The organism is Acinetobacter sp. PFS20 (genome assembly GCF_052261015.1).
Classification (GTDB): domain Bacteria; phylum Pseudomonadota; class Gammaproteobacteria; order Pseudomonadales; family Moraxellaceae; genus Acinetobacter.
On record NZ_JBPVZE010000001.1, the window covers coordinates 1,068,989 to 1,090,901 of the forward strand.

Below are 21,913 nucleotides of genomic sequence, written 5' to 3' on the forward strand. Positions count from 1 at the left end.
ATCGTGCATTCATTATGGGGGAGATCAGAATGATGAAATTTGCACTTAAGGCCTTAGGTCTTGGTATCTTTGCAGCAGGTTCAACCATGGTTATGGCTGAAGATGCACCATCTTTTTATGGCATCACCGCAACAGGGAGCGTCGCAGCAACCACAGACTACCGCTTCCGCGGAGTTACCCAATCATCAAATAACCCTGCAATTCAAGGTGGTTTTACTTTTTCTCATAAGTCTGGTGCTTATTTATCACTTTGGGGTTCAAGTGTTGATTTTGGAGTAACAGGCAACTCAACAGAAACTGATGTCGCTTTGGGTTATACCAATACTTTGAAATTAACGGATACGCTTGCACCTACTTATGATGTCGGTGTAATTCATTATGGCTATATTGGTTCGGGCCATAGTTTTGACCGTAATGGCATTGGTTATGATGGTAAAAATGGTTTAGATTTTAATGAGGTTTACGGTAAATTAACTTTTGCTGATTCTTTATTTAAAGGGGATGCACTTAGCGTAGGTGTGAACTATTCAGATGATTACTGGGCTCATTCTAAGCAGTTCTGGTATTTTAATGTCGGTTATTCGGCACCAATTGCAGATACAGGTTTTACAGGCCTTGCTTCAGTTGGCTATAACAAATTCAAAAATAAAGATGCTTTAGCCGTAGTTGCTGGTGGTCCAGGTAAAGACGATAGCTATATCGATTATAAAGTTGGTGTAAATCGTAACATCCTAGGCATTTTGGCTGAGCTAGATGTAGTAGGTACAGACGTTAGTACTTCTGGTATGACTGATGCTCAGAAAAAACCTTACGACACAGGTCTAGTGTTTAGTTTAACTAAAACATTCTAAGTTTATGCTGTAAAAAAGCGGGTTTATTGACCCGCTTTTTTATTAGTTTTCTATTTCAGAAAGTAGCTGTTTTAACTGGTTAAGCTCAATATCCGCAGCTTTAAACAGTGGCCTGCGTGGTGAACCCGCAGCAACACCTTTTAACTGTAAACCTGCTTTAATCGTTTTGGGTAAACCCCCAGTGACAATAAAGCGTAGTAGAGGAAGTTGTTGATAAAATGATTTTTGGGCTTGTTCTAATTCACCATTTTTTACATGTTCGATAAGTTGTTGAGGTTGTTGACCTAACAGATTTGGTGCTGCTGTACACCAACCACTTGCTCCAGCACATAAAGCTTCTAAAGCTAGAGGGTTGCAGCCGTTATAAAATGGGAGTTCTCCTTTTGAGAGTTCTTGAATTTTATGCATACGTTGAATGTCACCACTGCTTTCTTTCACCATCGTAATATTTGCAATGTTGTTAAACATACGCACAATTAATTCTGGAGACATATCAACACCACTCGTTGCAGGGTTGTTATACACCATAATTGGCAAAGTCGTTTCTTGTGCAATCGCTTGATAATATTCAAAAATCTCTTGATCTGTTAGCTTCCAATAAGATACAGGAATCACCATAAGTGCATCTGCACCATAGCTTTGCGCGATCTGTGCTTTTTTGATGGCTTGATCCGTCGTGAGTTCTGAAATTCCAATAATGACAGGTACACGTTTATTAATGCTTTCAATTGAAGTTTTAGCGACTAAACACCACTCATCCCATTCAAGATAAGCACTTTCGCCAGTACTGCCTAAAGGCGCAATTGCATCGCAGCCATTTTCAATAAGCAAATCCAGCATTTGCTTTAGAACAGGAAGGTTAATGGTGTTGTCATCAGAAAAAGGAGTAACAGGGTAGCCAATAATGCCGTTTAGTTTCATGGTTGAAGTCTCTTTTTTTAAATACAGTCAGAATGTTTTTTCAAAGCTTTACGTGCGTAGTAAGCAAAGTTCACTTTGTTGCGTTTATCGGTAGATACCCAGTCATGAGCTTCTGTAGCTAAATCGTGTGGGATCGGCTGAATTTGCCCAGCAGACATGGCTAATAGTTGCAGTTGAGCTGCGCGTTCAATTAAAAGAGCCAAGTTGCATGCTTCTTCAATGGTTTTTCCTGTGACCAGTTGACCATGGTGAGACAACAAAACAGCGCGGTTTTTACCCAGAGCAGAAGAAATCAAAATGCCTTCTTCATTGCCAACAGGGACACCTGGCCAATGGCCTATAAATGAGCAATCTTCGTAAAGTGCACAGACATCCATTTGTGAAATCATGAGTGGAATTTGAAGCATCGACAATGCAGCTACATGAGTCGGATGCGTATGGATAATGCAGTTCACCTCTGGGTGTTCTTTATAAATCCACGTGTGAAAACGGTTGGCTGGGTTTGCCATACCTTCTTGATTGATAGGTTCTAAGTCTTGATTCACCTCAAGCAAGTTTGAGGCAGTAATTTCATCAAAACCTAAACCAAAACGTTGGGTAATAAAGGATTCTTTATTTTCACTACGACAAGTAATTTGGCCTGCTAAACCAGCATCATGGCCATGATCAAATAAAATACGACAAGTGAGTGCAAGCTTTTGGCGGTCAGTTAAATCTGAGTCGCTAATCCACTTTTGCATGTCTTGCTGTGCGTGTTGCATGAGATCTTGTTTGTTTACAGAAGCAGTCTTCATCTCTTCTCCAGTCCAGTTGACCAAATTAAGTAGGTGAAGGCAGAATAGAAAACAACTGGATGAATCAATACATCCAGTTTTTATAAGTTATATGGTCCAGATGGGGCAAATATGCTAAGACCTTGGCAAGTACATTTTCGTATCGATGAAAGAGAAGAAAAAACAGTTTTTTTAAAGCTTACTAACTTGATTAGTCAGGAAGTTTTAAGTGGCCGTTTGGCGCAAGGGACTATGCTGCCGGGGTCTCGTAGCCTATCAAAAGAATTAGGAATTAATCGGAAAACGGTACAAGCGGTCTATGAAGAATTAGAAGCACAAGGATGGCTGGTGACTCGCCCCCGAAAAGGCACATTTGTGGCAGATGTTTTGCCAGAAAAACAACTCAAAATAGAGTCAATATCTGAGCGAAAAGTTAATGAGAAGCCAATTATTCAAGAAGTTGCTTTATATCCACATAACGATGGTGTGCCAGATCCACGGCTTATTCCCTACGAACTATTTTCACGCGCCTATCGGCATGCACTGATTAAGATTACTCAAAACCAGTACATGGGATATGGTGACCCACGAGGTATGATTGAGTTAAGACAAGCCTTACAACAAATGTTGTCAATGGAACGTTTTATGAATGTTGCCGCAGATAAGATTTGTATTGTACGGGGTAGCCAGATGGGAATTTTTCTTGCATCTCGTGCATTACCTAATAGGCAGGGTGTTATCGTTGTTGAAGAGCTTTACTATCCATCTGCTTTTAAAGCGTTCCAATCAAATGGTTTTCAGGTCGTTTCTGTCAAATTAGATGAACAAGGTATTGTCATTGAAGATTTAGAACGGATTTTAAAAGAACATTCGGTTGCTGCTATTTATACAACTCCGCATCATCAATATCCCACAACTGTCACGATGCCAATGAATCGCCGTCTTCAACTCTTAGAGCTTTCAAAAAAATGGGGCTTTTATATTATTGAAGATGACTATGACCATGAATTCCATTATGACAGTCGGCCTATGCCACCCTTAGCGAGTTTGCCTCATTCTGAATTAGTCATTCATGTTGGCTCATTGTCTAAAGTTTTTGCACCAGGGATCCGTTTAGGCTACATCGTGGCATCGCCATCAATTATTCAATCGATTACTGAAGATATTTTATTGATTGATCGGCAAGGTAATAATATTACTGAACTTGCCTTAGCAGATTTAATGCAACGGGGTGAAATTAAAAGACACATCCGTAAAATGAAAAAAATATATCAACTACGCCGAGACCATGCGTTAGCTGAGTTTAAAAGAATTTTTGTAGAACGTATTCATATACAACCACCCGCTGGTGGAATGGCGTTATGGGTGAAATTCCAGAAACCATTTACTCGAGATCAGCTTATAAAATTAAATGAACTCAGCATTGATACAGAACATAAGTTTAAACAAATCGAGTCTTCTAATCGTTGTATTCGCTTGGGTTTTGCTGCTTTATCAGAGAAAGAAATTACTTCTTTAATCGAGACTTTAAATCAAGTTCTTACCTAAAGAACAGCTGACTCATCATCCGCTGTTTCATTTTAAGAAAGTTCACTCTAATTGGTCTTTATATGTTTGAATCTCTGAGACAAAGCTAAGCAGGAACTGCGTGATTTGTGACTTATATTCTTCAGTATGTAGCATTTCAAAAATTTGTTCGGGAGATTTACTGAGGAGAGAGAAGCGTAAAAACAAATCTTCAAAAAAGTTGCTGCTCACTGTCGAAAGTACTCTTCTTAAAGAAACTAGCATGTCGTCACCACGACTAGATGCATGAACTAGAACAATGGGCTTGTCTATGATTTCGGTACGGGAAACCATCCAATCAATTGCATTTTTAAGACCGCCCGGAATACAACGAATATATTCAGGACTTGAAATAATAATTCCATCTGCATCAGAAACAGATTTGATGAAATCTTCCACTATGGAAGGTGTTTTTTCGCCCTCATCATCTGGAGAAAAGACAGGAAAACTATTAATTTGATCGAAAACTGAAAACTCAATACTGGACGGTGCGATATCTTTCATCGCTCGTAATAGCGCGGTATTTGTAGATGCTTTTCTTGCACTACCCGAGATAGCCAAAATTTTCATAGCGTCCTCTTTTTTGCCTTTTTATATAGGCTTTAACAAATTCTCTAATGAACAACTCATATACATATTAAAAAAGCGGATACACGATCCGCTGTTGTACCTTAAGAATGATTTCCTCGATAGGAGAGTGCTTCTGTGAGATGCGGACTTTGGATCATCTCGCTTTGAGCCAAATCGGCAATGGTCCGCGCTACTCGTAAAACACGGTGATAAGCACGAGCTGATAGATTTAAACGTTGCTGTGCCATTTCAATCATTCGCTGTGAAGTACTATCAAGTACTGCATATTGCTCAAGTTGTTTTGGTGAGAGCGCCTGATTTAAACAATTTTGTCTTTGCATTTGTTGTTCATAAGCAGAAATCACGCGTTGTCGAACACTGCTGGAGTCTTCAGCAGGTGTTGGATCTTGCAGTTCTTGAGCTTTTAACGGTGGCACATCAATATGTAAATCGATGCGGTCAAGTAATGGCCCCGATATACGGTTCTGATAACGTTTAATACTCTCAGGTGAACATTGGCAACGGCTGTCTTGGTTAAACGCATAACCACATGGGCAGGGGTTCATCGCAGCAATGAGTTGAAAGTTAGCCGGATAAGTAATTTGCCGAGCTGCTCGTGAAATAATGATTTCTTTTGACTCAAGCGGCTGGCGTAAAACTTCTAGCACTTTTCTATCAAACTCTGGAAGTTCATCTAAAAATAAAACGCCTAAGTGAGATAGGGTAATTTCACCTGGTTTAGGATGAGATCCGCCCCCAACCAGTGCAATTGCTGATGCCGTATGGTGGGGCGAACGAAAAGGACGCTGTCCAAACGTATGCGGTGTATTGGAAATCGAATAAATACTCGCAACTTCAAGTGTTTCTTGATTAGAAAGAGGTGGCAAAATTGAAGGAAGACGTGAAGCGAGTAAAGTCTTACCTGTGCCCGGTGGTCCTTTAAAGAGCAGAGAATGTCCGCCTGCTGCGGCTATTTCTAATGCGCGGCGTGGGCGTAGCTGACCTTTTACATCGGCCAAGTCAAATTTATATGGCATTTGATTTGATGCCGTTGAAGGTTCAATCGAAGATAGAGATTTCGTGCCCAGAAAATGTTCACAGACTTCTTTTAAATGGCCCACCGGATAACACTCAAGGTCCGGTAAATGGTTAATATCTTGACTATTATCGAGAGGTAAAAGCATTTTATGCTTGGCCTGTTGACAGGCCATTGCCAAAGTTAAAGTACCTGACACTGGTCTTACATGCCCATCCAGCGCTAATTCACCAATTAATTCAAAATCTTCGGCACAGTTTTCAGGAAGCTGACCAGAAGCAATTAAAATGCCTACAGCAATTGGTAAATCCAGACGTGACCCATCTTTGGGCAAATCTGCTGGTGCAAGATTAATGGTCAGCCGTTTAGTTGGAAATTGAAATCCACTATTAATAATGGCTGAGCGAACTCGGTCTTTACTTTCTCTGACTGCCGCTTCTGCTAGTCCGACAATGGTAAGAGAAGGTAAGCCTTGACTTACATGTACCTCAACTTCAATCAGAGGTGCATGTAAACCCAAAAGTCCCCGTGTATAAATTTTAGAAAAAGACATCTTATTGTTCCATTATGGTGCTTCATTTTTAATCGTTGTAAAGTATAAGTGCGCTACGTTGGTGCTTATTTTTTATTCTTTAAAGTTTCTTCTAACAGACTTACTTGTTTTTGTAGCTCTTCTAAACGTTGAGTGGCCGATTGAAGTGCAGTCTTTTGACGGTCAATCTCTTGTTTGGAAACAAGATCCAACTTTTCGACTGCTTCATTTAATAATGCACGTAAATTTTTTTCCAAATCTTTTTTAGGCTCATCAATTTGTTCCAAAATGGCCTGTAGTAATGTTTCTAGCATAAAATATCCAAAGTGTTGTATTACCTTATAGTTTACAGTTTAACACTGCTTGAACTTGGGATATAGGTTTCAATTCTTTTAGTACAAATAGAACATTAAATAAGCACTCAACGATACTGAAAATTCATTTTATTTTTAATAGCTCATCTACATCTTGATCACTAAATAGGTTATAAAGAAAGTTCATGCAATAGATTCATTTCCCTCAACCTTTGAAATATTGGCATGAAAATTGAACATAAAACCTTACTGGTGAAAAGAAGCCGAAGGAAACAAACATGAAGCTTGTAACTGCAATTGTAAAACCGTTTAAATTGGATGATGTGCGTGAAGCGCTCTCTGACATTGGTGTACAAGGGATTACCGTAACTGAAGTTAAAGGTTTTGGTCGTCAAAAAGGACATACAGAACTCTACCGTGGCGCAGAGTATGTGGTTGATTTCTTACCTAAAGTAAAAATCGAAATTGCGATTAGTGATGAAATGGTTGACGCGGTAATTGAATCAATTACTCGTGTAGCAAGCACTGGAAAAATCGGCGATGGTAAGATTTTTGTGACTAACCTGGAACAAGTTATCCGTATCCGTACGGGTGAAACTGGACCAGATGCTGTCTAATTGGCACAAAGCTTGCTGAGTAGAAAATAACTCGCAAATGAGGTTGGGGGACACGAATGAAAAAAATGCTTATGGCGCTGAGTCTATCAGGCGCTCTTTTGGGTGGTACTGCCGTTTGGGCAGAAGATGCTGTAACAACGCCTACATCGGAAGTTGCGGCTACATCAACATCTCCAGCTACTGCAACCACTGCAGAAGCACCAGTTGCTGAAACTCCAGCAGCTCCAGCACCAACACCAAAACTTGATACAGGCGATACATCTTGGATTTTAGTTTCAACAGCTTTGGTTCTATTAATGACCATTCCTGGTTTGGCACTATTCTACGGCGGTATGGTACGTAAGAAAAATGTATTAAGTACTATGATGTTCAGCCTTTCCGCTGCAATTTTAGTAAGTTTGCTGTGGGTGATTGCAGGGTATTCAATCGCGTTCTCTGGCACAGGTGCATTTTTTGGTGATTTGTCTAAAGCCATGCTCAACGGAGTCGCGTTTGATGCATTGAGCGGGACAATTCCTGAAAGTCTCTTTGTTATTTTCCAAATGACTTTTGCCATCATTACAGTTGCAATCCTTAGTGGTTCTATTGCAGACCGTATGAAATATTCAGCTTTCATGGCATTCATTGCAATTTGGGTACTTGTTGTTTATGCACCAATTACTCACTGGGTTTGGGCAACAGATGGCTGGTTGTTTAAAGCAGGCGCATTAGATTTTGCTGGTGGTACAGTTGTACACATCAACTCAGGTGTTGCAGGTCTCGTTGCTGCTTACATGCTTGGAAAGCGTATTGGCCTTGGCCGTGAATCTATGGCTCCACATAACCTGACTCTAACTGTTGTTGGTGCAAGCTTACTTTGGGTGGGCTGGTTTGGCTTCAACGGTGGTAGTGCATTAGGCGCGGGTGCTCGTGCAAGTATGGCAATTTTAGTGACTCAAGTTGCTGCCGCTGCTGCTGCATTCTCTTGGTTGGTTGTTGAACGCATGATCCGTGGCAAAGCATCTGTATTAGGTGGTGCTTCTGGTGCGGTAGCTGGTTTGGTTGTGATTACACCAGCAGCAGGTTTTGTCGGTGTAGGCGGTGCTTTAGTGATGGGCCTTATCGGTGGCGTAGTGTGCTTCTGGGGTATTACTGCACTTAAACGCTTACTTAAAGCCGACGATGCTTTGGATGCGTTTGGTTTACATGCTGTAGGCGGTATTGTCGGTGCGATTTTAACTGGCGTATTCTACAGTGACGAAATTATTAAAGCCGCTAACGTTACCTTAGCACCAACATTCGCTGGCCAATTATGGGTACAAGTTGAAGGTGTATTGGCAACCATGATTTACAGTGGTATCGCGACTTTCATTATTCTTAAAGTGATTGATCTTGTGATTGGTATCCGTGTGAACGCTGATGATGAGCGCATGGGTCTGGATTTAAGCCAACATGGCGAACGTATTGAATAATCATCATTAATATATCTGCTGTCTTAAAAGAACAGTCTTGCGCTGTGATCAAAGCGATACTTTGATCTTGCTCAGGACTGTTTTTTTGTCTTATAGAATGCTGGTTCTGTAAGTGTAGAAATTTTGCTACACTAGGTCAAAGTAATCGACCCTATAAATCCGCTATGCATTGTCCATTTTGCAACGCCGCAGATAGTAAAGTCATCGATTCACGTTTAGCCGCCGAAGGCTGTCAGATTCGTCGACGTCGTGAGTGTGTAAGTTGCGGTGAACGTTTTACCACTTTTGAAAGCTATGAAGTGGTAATGCCCCGTGTGATCAAATCGAATGGAAAAAATGAACCTTTCGATGAGGCTAAATTACGTCGTTCGTTAATGCATGCTCTGCAAAAACGTCCGGTCACACAAGAGCAGATCGAAACAGTTTTAAGTGATATTCAGTTGCAGATTCGCCGTTTAGGTGAACGTGACGTAAAATCTAGAACAATTGGTGAAATCGTCATGCAATCTCTATTTGCCCTTGACCATGTCGCTTATGTCCGATTTGCTTCTGTATATCAAGATTTTCAGGATGTTGAGGCGTTTCGTCGTCAAATTGAGCAAATGCAACAACGTGAACAATAACTATTTGAGATTTTTATGTCTGAGTTGAAAAAAGATCAATATTGGATGCAGCAAGCTATTGAACTTGCCAAACGAGGTCTATATTCGACTAAGCCTAATCCAAATGTTGGTTGTGTCATTGTCAAAGATGATCAGTTAATTGGTGAAGGCTTCCATCCTAAAGCGGGTCAACCACACGCAGAGGTCTTTGCTTTACATCAGGCAGCTGAACAAGCACAAGGTGCAACAGCCTATGTCACGCTTGAGCCATGTGCGCATTATGGGCGAACGCCTCCTTGTGCTGAAGCACTGGTTAAAGCACAGGTTAAAAGAGTAGTTGTGGCATGTCCTGATCCAAATCCGCTTGTTGCGGGGAAGGGTGTTCAGATTTTGAAAAATGCCGAAATTGAAGTAGACGTTGGCATTTGTGAAGATTTAGCAGAGAAATTAAATCAAGGTTTCTTAAAGGCGATGTCTACGGGCATGCCTTATGTACGCTTAAAAGTAGCTTCAAGTCTAGATGGACGTACGGCAATGGCATCTGGTGAATCGAAGTGGATTACCGGTTCTGCTGCCCGTCAGGATGTCCAGCATTGGCGCGCCATTTCAGGCGCGGTGATTACAGGTATTGAAACTGTGATTGCAGATGATTGTCAGCTTAATGTGCGTTCACTCGGTCATATTGATATTGAGACAGTTGCTCAGCCAAAACGGGTTGTTTTAGATCGTCAAGGGCGTTTGCCACTTAACGCTAAAATTTTAGAAAACCCTGAAACTGTGATGGTCATGGGACCATATCGCGAAGAACTTGCCGATTTAGGCGTGATACAATTAGAAATTCAGCCTTTAAAAATGCTGTTACAGACCCTATCTAAGCAACATCAAATTTATGATGTATTGGTGGAAGCCGGTGCGACATTATCTACTGCCTTTTTACAAGAAGGTTTGGTAGATGAGTTGATCAGTTATATTGCCCCAACATTTTTGGGGAAAAGTGCAAGAGCCATGTTCAATGCAGAGTTTGAATATATGGCACAACAACTTCGTTTTACACTTCTTGATGTGACACAACTTGATCAAGATATACGCTTAAGGTTAATCCCTACGCAAGAGAAAGTATGAATTCAGAGCCTTCGGTTTATCACAAACGTCGTCATGCGGCCCGTACGACAGACGAATATCTTTTCCATCAGCTTGTTCCTTACCTAGGTAACAAGCGCCGATTGCTCCATCTAATTTTAGAAGCCCTTGAAATTACAGGGACACTGAATAGCAAGAAAAAGAATCCTCCGATTTTTGCCGATTTCTTTGCCGGCAGTGGTGTCGTGTCTCGTTTAGCACGTCAAAATGGTTACCGTGTCATTGCAAATGACTGGGAACCTTATAGCCATGCTTTAAATCATGCGATTTTAGCTTGTACCGATGCACCTGCATTTAAAGAGCTAGGTGGCTATCAGAAGGCAATTGACTATTTAAATCGCTTACCTGAAGTTAAAGGTTGGGTAACGCATAACCTTTGCCCCCGTAACGATGATGTATACGATCCAACTCGTGACCGTTTATTCTTTAAACGCCGTAATGGTATGCGTATTGATGCGATTCGCCAGCAGATTGCAACATGGCAGGCACAAGGTGCAATTAATGATGTAGAAATGAGTGCTTTGCTTGCACCATTACTCTATTCAGCAAGTTTTGTGAGTAACACCAGTGGTGTATTTAAAAGCTTTCACCAAGGGTGGGGCGGACGTACACAAACTGCATTAGAACGAATTGAGTCATTGCTTTGGTTAACACCAAGCCGTTTTTGCGAGATTGGTGACCGTAAGCGTCCTGCTGCTGAAATGTGGTGTGTAGATTCACAGCATCTAGCAAATCAAATGAGTGGTTTTGAAGTCGATGTTGCCTATCTTGATCCACCATATAACCAGCATGCATACAGCAGTAATTACCATGTTTTGAATGCATTAACTTTATGGGATCAGGTTGATTTACCTTCACCAGATACTAAAGGTTATAAGAGTGGAATTGATAGAGCTTGGCGTAAAGAGCGTCCAAGTCCATATAACTCTTCTAAATATGCGAAAGATGCGTATGAAAAGTTACTTTCAACCATCAATGCCCGCTATATTCTGACCAGTTATTCAACTGATGGTAATATCGAGCCTAAAGATTTGCTTATGGCTAATCTGGAGCGCGGCAAAGTGACCTTGTTAACACAAGATGTTCCACGCTATCGAGTAAGTAAACAGCGACAGTCTGAACGTGCACGCGTGCTTGAGTTTATTGTAATTACTGATACTCATGCTAAGTCAGGACCACCATTACGTCAGTTATTAGGCCAGCTTTACCACTTCGCTGAGCTAGGTGGTGTAGATACCTCAGGTAATAGTACACAGCTCGCACTTTGGTAAGCGCTGCAATTTAAGCAGTGTAAAAAGATTTGGAGATTGAGCCATGTTTACAGGCATTATTGAAAGTTTAGGAAAAGTCGAAAGCCTGCAAAGCGTAGGTGGTGATGTGCGTTTACGTATTCAGACTGATCTGGATATGTCCGATGTACATTTGGGAGACTCAATTGCGACCAATGGAATCTGTCTCACCGTGATTGAATGGGGTGATAACTGGTACGCAGCGGATGTTTCTCGTGAAAGCTTGAATCGAACAACTTTAGGTAACTGGAAAGTTGGGCAACGTGTCAATGTTGAAAAGGCAATGTTACCGACAACACGCTTTGGTGGACACATTGTCAGTGGCCATGTTGATGGTGTGGGTGAAATTACTGTGGTACGTGAAGATGCTCGCTCAATCTATTATGAAGTTACAGCACCCGCAGAACTTGCTAAATATTTAGCAGAAAAAGGTTCTGTGACCGTAGATGGGATTAGCTTAACGATTAACCACTTACGTGGAAATATTTTAAGCTTAAACTTAATTCCGCATACAGCAGAGCGTACTAACATTGGAACATGGCAAGTTGGTAGTAAAGTAAACCTAGAAGTCGATGTTTTGGCGCGTTATATCGAGCGTTTATTACTTGGTGACAAGGCTGCTGAACAAAAAACAGAATCAAATATTAGTATGGCTTTTTTAGCTGAGAATGGTTTTTTAAAATAAAAAGCTAAATCGTTAAAATAAAAAAACCGGACACTTGTTCCGGTTTTTTTATTTTGAAAATTTATTGCTTGGTTAGCGTAACCGAGTTTGTGCCGACCCATGGTTTATTATGTTGGGTGCGCGTAATTAAAAATTCGCCTTTTTCTGACTCTCGTGTAAGTAAGATAGACAAAGAGTTAAAGTCATTATGACTCATATAAAGTTCTTGTGCTGAAAATGTCCATTGTTCCCCCTGATTAAGCTGCTCAAGTTGCATTGAAATCTGATGCGGAATGTCCATTTTTACCCTCATTAATTTTCATAAATAACGATGCGATATTCTAATAATTATTTGAACTAAAAGAATATTGTGCATGACTATTCTGTGACAATTAAATGTCATTTTTATGACAAAGGGAGTCTTAAAAACTTTACTTTTCTATTTTTTCATCAGAAAACTTAGAATTCTTTAAAATGTATTCAATTTCTTCTTGAGCTGCTGAATTTAGCTTGGCTCGGAAAGCTGTTACCGACTGTTCAATTAAGCTCTCAGCTTCAAGTTCTAAACGAATGCGTAAACTTTCAAGTTCAGATAAGATTTGATCATCGGTAATACTAAGTTTTACCCCAGCAGAATAATTGACTGCTGGTGTTTCAGGGGTTTTTTGATAACGCGCAGTTTGCTCTGCAACCTCTTGTTCTAAATGGCTACGTAATGTGTGTAATGTTTCAGTCTGTTCATTAAATTTTCGAACTTCATCTGCTTGCAACTCCGCAGCATAAGCAGCTTCTGATGCACGTTTGTCAGCAAGCGATTTTTCTAAAGCGAGTTGACGACGAATACGTGCTTGCTCAATGAGCTCTGCTTTAAGATCTGCGTAGGCTTGTTCAATTTTTTGCTGTGATTCTAACTGCGCTTTTTCATCATTTAAAACCCAAAGCTGAATAGGCGTTTGAGGCTCTAGTAAGTCACAAATACGTGCCAGGTCCTGTTGATAGGTATGACGGACAGCTTCAGGCGCATTTAACCATCTTTTTTTAAAATCTTGCCCGACATTTAATGCCACCATGTTTCTCCTTGATCAGCAGTATTTACATTTTAGCGCGTTATAATTTAAAGGTCCGCGGTTCTATACCCAAACGGCGATACATTTTAAATTTTTCTCGACCAATTTGCTTGGCTGTTTCATTATTTTCAACAATTTCTATAATGTGGCTAAAATGATCAACTTGTTCAAGTGCATGATTGTTAAAATTAAATACTAACAGGCCTTGTTCAAGTGGTTGTTTAGCCGAAATACATACAGCAGCATCAGTCTGGTCAATGCCATGCGCAATGAAACTGACAGGGTCGAATTCCCATAATCTTTCATCAAGCATCTGTTGTAGCTGCACATCTGGGCAATACCACCAGATTTTAGGATGTTTCTGTAATATTTTTCGACATAAACGGCAAGCACTATCGACTTGCCGTTCTTCGCTGGTTTCAAACAGATAAAAACTAACTTTAGCCATTCGTATTTACACGATTCGCTAAAAATTGCATGAGTAATGGTACTGGACGACCTGTTGCACCTTTAGCTGGACCAGATAACCATGCTGTTCCTGCTACATCTAAATGAGCCCAACGATATTCACGTGTAAAACGCTCAAGGAAACATGCAGCTGTAATCGCGCCGCCATATGGACCACCGATGTTTGCAATATCCGCAAATGGTGAATCAAGTAATTCTTGATAATCATCAATCACTGGCATACGCCATACACGGTCAAACGATTGTTCGCCAGCTTGTTGGAGCTCTGCTGCCAAAGCATCATCTGGTGAGAATAACCCACTGAGTACTTTGCCTAAAGCGACTACACACGCACCTGTTAAGGTCGCAATATCAACCACTACTGCTGGATTAAAGCGTTTAATATAGGTCAATGTGTCACACAGTACTAAACGGCCTTCAGCATCTGTATTTAAAATTTCAACAGTTTGACCGCTCATGGTGGTCACAATGTCACCTGGACGAGTTGCTTTACCAGAAGGCATATTTTCTGCTGCTGCAATTGCACCAACTACATGAATAGGAAGTTTCGCTTCGCATAGGGCACGAATGGTACCAAGTACAGATGCTGCACCACACATATCGAATTTCATTTCATCCATGCCAAGGCCTGGTTTTAATGAAATACCACCTGTATCAAAAGTTACGCCTTTACCAACGAGAACAACCGGAGCTTGATCAATCTGTGCTTGATATTCGAGCGTTACAATACGGCCCGGACGTTCAGATCCTTTACTGACTGCAAGAAAAGCATACATGCCTAAATCAGCCATTTGTTGCTCATTTAAAACAGTTACTTTAAGTAAGTCAGGGAATTCTGCGGCTAAAGCTAGAGCCTGTTCTGCCAAATATTCTGGGAAACAAATATTCCCCGGACGGTTGCCAAGATCACGTGCATAAGACTGACCAGACTGTACTGCATGTACTAAAGCCAGTTGTTTTTCATCTAGGCTAGTTGTTGAACTAATTAAATCAACCTGTTGTAACACAAATTCATTTTTTTTCGATTTAAACTCATCATAACCATAAGCTGCTTGAGTTAAGCTTAAAGCAAATAAATAATGGTGCTCGACAGGTAACGCAGCAATATCAATTGCGATATGCTTAAATTTATTTTGTGTCGATTTGATAATCGTTTGGGCAAGTTTAGCGAGCTTGACTGCCTGAAGTTCAGCTGTTTTTCCTAAGCCAAGTAATTGGCTATGAGGCTGATTTGAAATCTGACCAAATAAAGGCAGAGTTTCATTGAAGTTGCCTTTAAATTGGGTAGCGTTCAGAACGTTTTCTAGGTTATTGATTTGATATGTGTTGACGTTGCTTTGTAGCTGTTCTGAATCAACTAAAACCCACAAAGATTCATTAGATGTCTGTTCGGGAAAAGTTGTATAAGTTGTAAATTTCATGGCTGTCGTGATTGCCTATAGAAAGTTATGATGAATTAAAACATTGAAACACTTTCAAGCATAGCGTTGCAATGTGCGGTTTTATATTTTTAACATTCGGGTAAACTAGCAGTCGTCCCGATTAGCCTTTTGGAAGTATTACTTTGATTATTCGGCGTTATCTCGTCAAGCAAGTTGTCTCTACCTCATTAGTGGTCATTTCTTTATTGACCTTAATCATGATGGGTGGTCGTCTGATCAAATACTTTGGTGTGGCGGCGCAGGGGCGTTTAGATGCCAGTATCTTATTTAGCATCATTGGATATCGTTTACCTGAATTTCTAACACTCATTTTACCACTGGGTTTTTTCATTGGCTTAATGTTGGTGTTTGGTCGTTTATATGTTGACCATGAAATGGCAGTACTGAACGGTAGTGGGGTGAGCCGTCACCAATTGGCACGATTACTCATTCCAATGACGCTTGTTTATATGGTTTGTCAGTCTGTGCTTATGCTCTGGATGACGCCGTGGGGACTGCGTGAGTTTGAAAAATTAACCACCACCCAAGCGGTTAGGACAGGCTTCGATTTGGTTCGCCCAAGAGAATTTATCTCTTCTGGACCCTATACGATTTATGCAGGTTCATTGTCAGAAGACCGAAAGAACTTGAAGGACATTTTCTTTTATCAACGTGCGACCAAAGAAGATAAGCCAGATGTCATGATCTTGGCAAAAGAAGCGACTCGTGTAGAAGTTGCAAATGACACAGCCAATGTCGTTGATCTGGTGCAAGGCCGCCGTTATGAAATATTCCCGGGACAACCAAAATACACACAAGCAGAGTTTCAGTCTTATCGTCTACGTTTAGAAAATGACAAAGATGTTAAGTTTGAAAGTGGCGATGTAGAAGCATTATCAACGACTAAACTCTTTTCAAAAACAAATGATCCAGTCATAAGAAGTGAGTTGGGATGGCGTTTGTTTGGACCATTCACCATTATTATTGCTTTAATGCTTTCTGTGGCATTGTCTGAGGTGAGTCCACGACAAGGTCGTTATTACCGTCTTATTCCGGCGATTTTTATTTTTTCCAGTCTGATCGTATTAATGATTGCAATCAAGACTCGTATTAGTAAAGAAGAACTCGATATTTGGGCTTATCCTGCCGTGTTGGTGGTTTATGGCGTTGCAGCAGCCTTATTTTCACGTAAACAAAAGTTGGCACCAAAAATCAAGAAACAGATCAAGCGAGTGAAATTATAATGTTAGCACGTCGAATAGTCGCCAAATATGTGACGAAAACCACTGCGCTTGCAATGTTTGGCACCACAGTTGTTTTGTCGATTTTACAGATCTTATTTACGTATCTGGGCGAGTTGGGTGAGCTCAAACCAGACTACAACGCATGGCAAGCTCTCATCTATGTGTTATGGGGCGCTCCTCGTTATCTATATGAAATTTTACCTATTTCTGCCTTGATTGGTGCGGTAATTGGTTTAGGGTCACTAGCAACCAGCAGTGAACTTATTGTTATGCGCTCTGCTGGTATTAGCTTATGGCGTATTGTTGGTTGGGTGATGCGCTCAGCTTTACTGCTTATTATTTTGTCTTTTGCTTTAAGTGAATGGGTTATTCCATATACCAATGAAAAAGCAGCAAGTGTTAAAAGTCACCGATCTGTAGCCGCTTTAGGCGAAGTGAAAGGTTATTGGTCACGTGAAGGGCAGCGATTTATCTATATCGACTATGCTAACTCTCAAGGCAATTTAAAAGATATTCAAGTGGTCGATTTTGACCAGAACTATTATTTGCAATCATTAATCAATGCTCAGCAAGGACAGTTCGTAAAAGATGGTCAATGGGCTTTGAAGAAAGCACAACAAATGGATATTTTGGCGGCAGGAAATGCCATCAAAACTGACCATGACGAACAATCGCTTTCTTTAGCATTACAGCCTAAATATGTGCACATGGTGACTTTAGATCCTGAAGATTTATCACCAAGCCAGCTCATCAGTTTCATGCGCTATATGGATGAATATAGTCAGGTTCCAAAGACCTATCAATTGGCTTTCTGGCAAAAAGTTGCCTCGCCATTTTCGTTGATTGCTCTGGTTCTCGTGGCATGTTCATTTATTTTTGGTCCATTACGCCAACAATCTATGGGTTTCCGTTTGGTAATCGCATTGTTTATTGGTTTGAGTTTCTATTATTTGCAAGATTTCTTGGGTTATGCCAGCTTGGTTTATGCCCCATCTCCTGCGTGGTTCGTACTCGTACCTATCTTGTTAATGTTTGGCGCAGGAAGTTATTTGCTTTACCGCGCTCGCTAGTAATAATTGAAATTTATGGTTTTCATCAATCGTAGATATTGGTGAAAGCCATAGGAAAAAATAGAGTCTTGACCGAAAATTCGGTAAGATATTGTGACGAAATTGTAGACAAAAGAGAAATAGATTATGACGGATGCAACTGCTGGCAAGATCCCTCACGTTCTGGTCATTATGGATGGTGTTGGTCACCGTGAAGCGACTGAAGATAATGCCTTCCTTGCAGCAAAAACACCGAATTTGGCAGCAATGACCGCAAAGCATCCAAATAGTCTAATTTCTGGTTCTGGCGAAGATGTTGGTTTACCTGATGGACAAATGGGCAACTCTGAAGTTGGTCATATGAACCTTGGCGCAGGCCGTGTGTTATATCAAGACTTTACCCGTATTACTAAAGATATTCGTACTGGCGACTTTTTTAAACATGAAGTGTTGATCGACGCTGTTGAAAAGGCCAAAGCTGCTAATGGTGCTGTTCACATTATGGGATTGCTCTCAGAAGGTGGCGTCCATTCACATGAAGACCATATTGTGTCGATGTGTGAGCTTGCATTAAAACGCGGTGCAAAAGTTTATTTACATGCTTTCCTTGATGGTCGTGATACACCTCCACGTAGTGCTCAGCCATCTTTAGAAAAATTAGATGCATTATTTGCTCAATATCCAGGTCAAGGCCGTATCGCGACGATGATTGGCCGCTACTTTGCAATGGACCGCGACAACCGTTGGGATCGCGTTGAACAAGCTTATCGCTTGTTAACTGAAGGCGAGGCACTTCGTACTGCACAAACAGCAGTGGAAGGATTAGAGTTAGCTTACGCAGCCAATGAAAACGATGAGTTTGTAAAAGCGACTCGCATTGGTGATATTGCTAAAGTACAAGATGGCGATAGCGTTGTATTTATGAATTTCCGTGCTGACCGAGCTCGTGAAATTACTCGCGCATTTGTAGAAAAAGACTTTGCTGGTTTTGAGCGTAAAGTTGTACCAAATCTTTCTAAATTTGTGATGCTTACACGTTATCAGGCTAGCATTGATGCGCCAGTTGCATACATGCCAGAAGCTCTTAAAAATTCATTGGGGGAATATTTATCTTCTCTTGGAAAAACTCAGTTGCGTATTGCCGAAACTGAAAAATATGCTCATGTGACGTTCTTCTTTAGTGGTGGGCGTGAAGATGAATATCCAGGTGAGAAACGTATTTTAATTCCATCTCCAAACGTTGCGACATATGACCTTAAGCCTGAAATGAGTGCTTATGAAGTCACTGATGAGTTGGTTAAAGCGATTAATTCGGGTGAATACGACTTATTGGTTGTGAACTACGCAAATGGTGATATGGTAGGCCATACAGGTATTTTTGATGCTGCGGTTAAAGCAGTTGAAGCGGTTGATACTTGTTTAGGTCGTGTCTATGAGGCAGTTATGGCGAAAAAAGGCCACATGCTCATTACTGCTGACCATGGTAACGTTGAACAGATGCAAGACTACGAGAGTGGTCAAGTTCATACTCAACATACAACGGAACTTGTACCGTTTATCTATGTCGGCCCAACACAAGCAACAATTGCAGAAGGTGGTGTGCTTGCCGATGTAGCACCAACAATTCTCAATTTAATGCAGATTCCTGTTCCTGCTGAAATGCAAGGACGTAACCTGATTACATTATCTGCATAAACTAAAGGTGATTGGATGCTGCAACACATTAAATGTAAAAAACTTATTGTAAGTATGTTGCTGTGTTGCAGCCAATTTTCTTTTGCGGCACCAGTTGTAAAAGAGAAATTGTCACCTTTGCATTCTGATTCGGAAGAACCAGAACATAGTTATGCAGAGGTGCCGATCGAGTCGATTCAACAGTTTGTACAAATCTATGGAATCGTTCGAGATAACTATGTCGACGTGAAGTCTGACGATGCTTTATTTCAACAAGCCATTAAAGGGCTAGTGAGTGGGCTAGATCGTTATTCACGTTATTTGTCAGCAGAGGAATATCGTCAACTCATTCAATATACTGAAGGTGACCTTGCCTCGGTTGATTTTGCGTTAAGCCCTGAATTACATCTCCATAAATGGATAATTCGTGATCTTAAAACAGGTTCAGACTCATACAAATTAGGTCTGAGAAATGGTCAGACGATTCTCAAGATTGATAATCAAGACCTAAAAAACTTAAATCAAGATCAGGTACTTGGCCTGCTTTATGGTTCTATCGGAAGTACGCTTCAAGTACAAGCAGAAGAGTTAAGTGGAAACATTAACTTAGTTCGTAATAAAAAAATAGAAACCGATATCGAACCTGTAATGCTACATAATCAGGTTTTAGTACTCAAAATTAGAGTATTCCAGCAAGATACTGCTAATGAAATTAAACGGTTAATTGAAGAAAATAGTTCACCACGTTTAAAAGCCGTTTTAATCGATTTGCGCAATAATCCGGGTGGATTGTTATCAGCAGCAGTCGAGTCAGCAGATTTATTTTTAAATAATGGAATTATTGTTTCAACCAAAAGCCGCTCGGAAGGTAACCAGCAATTTCAGGCTTTGCCCGGCAATGAATTTCAAAATATCAAATTAGGTATATTAATTAATCATCGCTCTGCATCGGCAGCCGAAGTTTTTACTGCGGCCATGAAAGAACACCAGCGTGCATGGGTCATGGGTGAAAAAAGTTATGGAAAAGGCGTAGTGCAAAAGCTATTTCCTTTACCAAGTGGTGCGGCACTACAAATGACAGTCTCACACTATTACACGCCAAACGGTAATATGATTGAAGGGCAAGGTATTCAGCCTAATCAGACCTATCCTATGCCCCCAGAAATGAAAGAAGACGTCTATTTAGATCGCGTTGCAGACTTATTTCTAAAGAAAAAGTAGTTTTATACTTCTTCACCCAATTCGGTATCTAAGCCAAACTTTTTCAGTCGATAGCGTAATGAACGAAAGGTCATTCCTAGCTTTTTAGCTGCTAATGTTCGGTTCCAATGTGTCATGTCCAATGCGTTCAATAGAAGATCTTTTTCAATATTTTCTAAGTAGCGTTCTAAACCTTCCATTGGTAGTTTTGGCCGAGTCTGAGCTATCACATTTGATGTGTCATTCACTGGTTGAGTGGTGATTTGAGAGTTAACACTACTGCCTCTGAGAAGAGGTGCTAGGTGTGTTAAATCAATAAATTCATCATCACTTAAGGTAATAGCTCGTTCAATCATATTTCTTAATTCACGAACATTACCGGGGAAATCTTGTTGCAATAAATAAGTTTCACCAGTTGTAGTTAATTGTTTGCTTGGAATTTCCCATTCCATACAAACTTTTTGAATAAAATGATTGGCTAATAACAAAATATCGCCACCGCGCTCACGTAGTGGGGGCAACATGATATCCATTACATGAATACGGAAAAATAAGTCCTGACGGAATTTACCTTGTCGGACTAACAAATCTAAATCTTGGTGGCTGGCACTGATTACTCGAAAATCAACATCAATTTCCTGATCTGAACCTACTGGGCGAATTTTTTTCTCTTGGACGGCCCGAAGCAATTTAACTTGCATACTTAATGGCAATTCGGCAATTTCATCTAAAAATAAACTGCCGCCATGAGCAGACAAAATAAGGCCTTGTTTGTCTTGGGTCGCTCCAGTAAAACTTCCTTTTTTATGTCCAAAAAGTTCACTTTCCATGAGCTCAGTTGGGATGGCTCCACAGTTAATCGCAATAAACGGGCCTTCGCTGCGATTACTCAAGCGGTGAATAAGATTAGCAACAACCTCTTTACCTGTACCAGACTCGCCTGTAACAAACACAGGAGCTTGAGAGCGGGCTATTTTTTTAATAGCTGTTCGTAAGTTTTGTATTGGGGGGGAACGACCAATTAATAGGTCATTTTCCAAAGTTGTTTCACCAAACTCATGCTCTGGTTTTGGCTGATTTAGCGCCTTTTTTAATAACTGATCTAAATGAATTTGGTTAATAGGTTTACTTACAAAGTCAAAAGCTCCTGCCTTTAACGCTGCAATTGCAATATCCATGTTGCCGTATGCAGTTAAAACTGCAATTGGGGTGTGTGGGTAAGTTTGAGATACGTGTTTAACCAATTCTAAACCGCTACCATCGGGTAGGTTTAAATCGGTTAAACATGCATCGTAATGAAACTGAGTAAAGAGTTGTTTGGCCTGTTCAACCCGATAAGCAAGATGTGTTTTAATCCCCATTCGTGCAAGAGTCATTTGCATTAAAAGGCACAAATCTTCTTCATCGTCTACAAGCAAAACCAGTGGTTGCTGTTCTGCCATTTCCCCAAAAACCTAATAAAAA

Annotated in this window: 22 protein-coding genes; 12 read left to right on the forward strand and 10 right to left on the reverse strand. The window is 40.6% G+C overall.

Translation table 11 applies throughout. From position 1 onward, the window contains the following. Positions 1-29 precede the first annotated feature (29 nt). Positions 30-851, forward strand: a complete 822-nt coding sequence (locus tag ACS125_RS05080; protein ID WP_443270890.1) for a TorF family putative porin — start codon at positions 30-32, stop codon at positions 849-851. A gap of 42 nt (positions 852-893) precedes the next feature. On the opposite strand, the gene ACS125_RS05085 is transcribed toward ACS125_RS05080, so the two are convergent. Beyond that, on the reverse strand, positions 894-1,772 hold the full coding sequence (locus ACS125_RS05085) for a dihydrodipicolinate synthase family protein (RefSeq protein ID WP_443270892.1): 879 nt from the start codon (positions 1,770-1,772) through the stop codon (positions 894-896). Between the two features lie 17 nt (positions 1,773-1,789). After that, on the reverse strand, positions 1,790-2,566 hold the full coding sequence (locus tag ACS125_RS05090; protein ID WP_440202928.1) for an aldolase: 777 nt from the start codon (positions 2,564-2,566) through the stop codon (positions 1,790-1,792). 111 nt (positions 2,567-2,677) lie between these two features. Here ACS125_RS05090 and pdxR point away from each other — a divergent pair, with 111 nt between their 5' ends. Then, positions 2,678-4,093, forward strand: a complete 1,416-nt coding sequence (pdxR, locus tag ACS125_RS05095) for a MocR-like pyridoxine biosynthesis transcription factor PdxR (protein WP_443270894.1) — start codon at positions 2,678-2,680, stop codon at positions 4,091-4,093. Positions 4,094-4,135: 42 nt separating this feature from the next. On the opposite strand, the gene ACS125_RS05100 is transcribed toward pdxR, so the two are convergent. The 3 genes from ACS125_RS05100 to ACS125_RS05110 all read right to left on the reverse strand — a co-directional run bounded on the left by ACS125_RS05100 (position 4,136) and on the right by ACS125_RS05110 (position 6,563). Further along, positions 4,136-4,681: an NADPH-dependent FMN reductase gene (locus ACS125_RS05100; protein WP_443270896.1), complete on the reverse strand. Its 546-nt coding sequence runs from the start codon at positions 4,679-4,681 to the stop codon at positions 4,136-4,138. Between the two features lie 101 nt (positions 4,682-4,782). Then, on the reverse strand, positions 4,783-6,270 hold the full coding sequence (locus tag ACS125_RS05105; RefSeq protein WP_174738851.1) for a YifB family Mg chelatase-like AAA ATPase: 1,488 nt from the start codon (positions 6,268-6,270) through the stop codon (positions 4,783-4,785). 65 nt (positions 6,271-6,335) lie between these two features. Beyond that, positions 6,336-6,563 (reverse strand): accessory factor UbiK family protein, encoded by a 228-nt coding sequence (locus ACS125_RS05110; protein WP_004795193.1) that lies wholly within the window; start codon positions 6,561-6,563, stop codon positions 6,336-6,338. A gap of 278 nt (positions 6,564-6,841) precedes the next feature. Between ACS125_RS05110 and glnK the strand changes: the two genes are divergently transcribed. The 6 genes from glnK to ACS125_RS05140 all read left to right on the forward strand — a co-directional run bounded on the left by glnK (position 6,842) and on the right by ACS125_RS05140 (position 12,347). After that, positions 6,842-7,180: a P-II family nitrogen regulator gene (gene glnK, locus ACS125_RS05115; protein WP_000780326.1), complete on the forward strand. Its 339-nt coding sequence runs from the start codon at positions 6,842-6,844 to the stop codon at positions 7,178-7,180. 56 nt (positions 7,181-7,236) lie between these two features. Further along, positions 7,237-8,631, forward strand: coding sequence for an ammonium transporter (locus ACS125_RS05120; protein WP_151964597.1), 1,395 nt, complete (start codon positions 7,237-7,239; stop codon positions 8,629-8,631). 164 nt (positions 8,632-8,795) lie between these two features. Next, positions 8,796-9,254, forward strand: coding sequence for a transcriptional regulator NrdR (nrdR, locus tag ACS125_RS05125; protein ID WP_004795187.1), 459 nt, complete (start codon positions 8,796-8,798; stop codon positions 9,252-9,254). Positions 9,255-9,269: 15 nt separating this feature from the next. Beyond that, positions 9,270-10,355 carry a bifunctional diaminohydroxyphosphoribosylaminopyrimidine deaminase/5-amino-6-(5-phosphoribosylamino)uracil reductase RibD gene (gene ribD, locus ACS125_RS05130; protein ID WP_443270902.1) on the forward strand — a complete coding sequence of 362 codons (1,086 nt, stop codon included), beginning with the start codon at positions 9,270-9,272 and terminating at the stop codon, positions 10,353-10,355. After that, the gene (locus tag ACS125_RS05135; protein ID WP_005301611.1) at positions 10,352-11,644 is read left to right on the forward strand and encodes a DNA adenine methylase; all 1,293 of its coding nucleotides are present in this window, start codon (positions 10,352-10,354) and stop codon (positions 11,642-11,644) included. Before ribD ends, ACS125_RS05135 begins: the two co-directional genes overlap by 4 nt. A 43-nt stretch (positions 11,645-11,687) precedes the next feature. Then, complete coding sequence (locus tag ACS125_RS05140; protein ID WP_005301612.1) at positions 11,688-12,347, forward strand: riboflavin synthase; 660 nt, start codon at positions 11,688-11,690, stop codon at positions 12,345-12,347. Positions 12,348-12,408: 61 nt separating this feature from the next. On the opposite strand, the gene ACS125_RS05145 is transcribed toward ACS125_RS05140, so the two are convergent. The 4 genes from ACS125_RS05145 to ACS125_RS05160 form a co-directional block, all read right to left on the reverse strand. Then, positions 12,409-12,627 carry a hypothetical protein gene (locus ACS125_RS05145; protein WP_443270905.1) on the reverse strand — a complete coding sequence of 73 codons (219 nt, stop codon included), beginning with the start codon at positions 12,625-12,627 and terminating at the stop codon, positions 12,409-12,411. Positions 12,628-12,757: 130 nt separating this feature from the next. Next, positions 12,758-13,396: a cell division protein BlhA gene (blhA, locus tag ACS125_RS05150; protein WP_443270907.1), complete on the reverse strand. Its 639-nt coding sequence runs from the start codon at positions 13,394-13,396 to the stop codon at positions 12,758-12,760. Between the two features lie 37 nt (positions 13,397-13,433). After that, on the reverse strand, positions 13,434-13,841 hold the full coding sequence (locus tag ACS125_RS05155) for a DNA polymerase III subunit chi (RefSeq protein WP_174738853.1): 408 nt from the start codon (positions 13,839-13,841) through the stop codon (positions 13,434-13,436). Further along, positions 13,834-15,282 carry a leucyl aminopeptidase gene (locus ACS125_RS05160; RefSeq protein WP_443270909.1) on the reverse strand — a complete coding sequence of 483 codons (1,449 nt, stop codon included), beginning with the start codon at positions 15,280-15,282 and terminating at the stop codon, positions 13,834-13,836. Before ACS125_RS05160 ends, ACS125_RS05155 begins: the two co-directional genes overlap by 8 nt. Positions 15,283-15,425: 143 nt before the next feature. Here ACS125_RS05160 and lptF point away from each other — a divergent pair, with 143 nt between their 5' ends. From lptF to ACS125_RS05180, 4 genes are all read left to right on the forward strand, one after another. Further along, positions 15,426-16,526, forward strand: coding sequence for an LPS export ABC transporter permease LptF (lptF, locus tag ACS125_RS05165; protein WP_013199136.1), 1,101 nt, complete (start codon positions 15,426-15,428; stop codon positions 16,524-16,526). Further along, positions 16,526-17,596: an LPS export ABC transporter permease LptG gene (lptG, locus tag ACS125_RS05170; RefSeq protein ID WP_013199135.1), complete on the forward strand. Its 1,071-nt coding sequence runs from the start codon at positions 16,526-16,528 to the stop codon at positions 17,594-17,596. The genes lptF and lptG overlap by 1 nt, the downstream gene beginning before the upstream one ends. Before the next feature lie 126 nt (positions 17,597-17,722). Continuing rightward, on the forward strand, positions 17,723-19,270 hold the full coding sequence (gene gpmI, locus ACS125_RS05175) for a 2,3-bisphosphoglycerate-independent phosphoglycerate mutase (RefSeq protein ID WP_443270912.1): 1,548 nt from the start codon (positions 17,723-17,725) through the stop codon (positions 19,268-19,270). A 15-nt stretch (positions 19,271-19,285) separates the two neighbouring features. Next, positions 19,286-20,470, forward strand: coding sequence for a S41 family peptidase (locus ACS125_RS05180; protein ID WP_443270914.1), 1,185 nt, complete (start codon positions 19,286-19,288; stop codon positions 20,468-20,470). A gap of 2 nt (positions 20,471-20,472) precedes the next feature. Here ACS125_RS05180 and ACS125_RS05185 read toward each other — a convergent pair whose 3' ends face one another. Beyond that, positions 20,473-21,891, reverse strand: a complete 1,419-nt coding sequence (locus ACS125_RS05185) for a sigma-54-dependent transcriptional regulator (protein ID WP_443270916.1) — start codon at positions 21,889-21,891, stop codon at positions 20,473-20,475. Positions 21,892-21,913: the final 22 nt, after the last annotated feature.

Coding starts and splice junctions, on each gene's coding strand:
- ACS125_RS05080 (WP_443270890.1), top strand. CDS start 30: ATGATGAAATTTGCACTTAAGGCCTTAGGTCTTGGTATCTTTGCAGCA.
- ACS125_RS05085 (WP_443270892.1), bottom strand. CDS start 1,772: ATGAAACTAAACGGCATTATTGGCTACCCTGTTACTCCTTTTTCTGAT.
- ACS125_RS05090 (WP_440202928.1), bottom strand. CDS start 2,566: ATGAAGACTGCTTCTGTAAACAAACAAGATCTCATGCAACACGCACAG.
- pdxR (WP_443270894.1), top strand. CDS start 2,678: ATGCTAAGACCTTGGCAAGTACATTTTCGTATCGATGAAAGAGAAGAA.
- ACS125_RS05100 (WP_443270896.1), bottom strand. CDS start 4,681: ATGAAAATTTTGGCTATCTCGGGTAGTGCAAGAAAAGCATCTACAAAT.
- ACS125_RS05105 (WP_174738851.1), bottom strand. CDS start 6,270: ATGTCTTTTTCTAAAATTTATACACGGGGACTTTTGGGTTTACATGCA.
- ACS125_RS05110 (WP_004795193.1), bottom strand. CDS start 6,563: ATGCTAGAAACATTACTACAGGCCATTTTGGAACAAATTGATGAGCCT.
- glnK (WP_000780326.1), top strand. CDS start 6,842: ATGAAGCTTGTAACTGCAATTGTAAAACCGTTTAAATTGGATGATGTG.
- ACS125_RS05120 (WP_151964597.1), top strand. CDS start 7,237: ATGAAAAAAATGCTTATGGCGCTGAGTCTATCAGGCGCTCTTTTGGGT.
- nrdR (WP_004795187.1), top strand. CDS start 8,796: ATGCATTGTCCATTTTGCAACGCCGCAGATAGTAAAGTCATCGATTCA.
- ribD (WP_443270902.1), top strand. CDS start 9,270: ATGTCTGAGTTGAAAAAAGATCAATATTGGATGCAGCAAGCTATTGAA.
- ACS125_RS05135 (WP_005301611.1), top strand. CDS start 10,352: ATGAATTCAGAGCCTTCGGTTTATCACAAACGTCGTCATGCGGCCCGT.
- ACS125_RS05140 (WP_005301612.1), top strand. CDS start 11,688: ATGTTTACAGGCATTATTGAAAGTTTAGGAAAAGTCGAAAGCCTGCAA.
- ACS125_RS05145 (WP_443270905.1), bottom strand. CDS start 12,627: ATGGACATTCCGCATCAGATTTCAATGCAACTTGAGCAGCTTAATCAG.
- blhA (WP_443270907.1), bottom strand. CDS start 13,396: ATGGTGGCATTAAATGTCGGGCAAGATTTTAAAAAAAGATGGTTAAAT.
- ACS125_RS05155 (WP_174738853.1), bottom strand. CDS start 13,841: ATGGCTAAAGTTAGTTTTTATCTGTTTGAAACCAGCGAAGAACGGCAA.
- ACS125_RS05160 (WP_443270909.1), bottom strand. CDS start 15,282: ATGAAATTTACAACTTATACAACTTTTCCCGAACAGACATCTAATGAA.
- lptG (WP_013199135.1), top strand. CDS start 16,526: ATGTTAGCACGTCGAATAGTCGCCAAATATGTGACGAAAACCACTGCG.
- gpmI (WP_443270912.1), top strand. CDS start 17,723: ATGACGGATGCAACTGCTGGCAAGATCCCTCACGTTCTGGTCATTATG.
- ACS125_RS05180 (WP_443270914.1), top strand. CDS start 19,286: ATGCTGCAACACATTAAATGTAAAAAACTTATTGTAAGTATGTTGCTG.
- ACS125_RS05185 (WP_443270916.1), bottom strand. CDS start 21,891: ATGGCAGAACAGCAACCACTGGTTTTGCTTGTAGACGATGAAGAAGAT.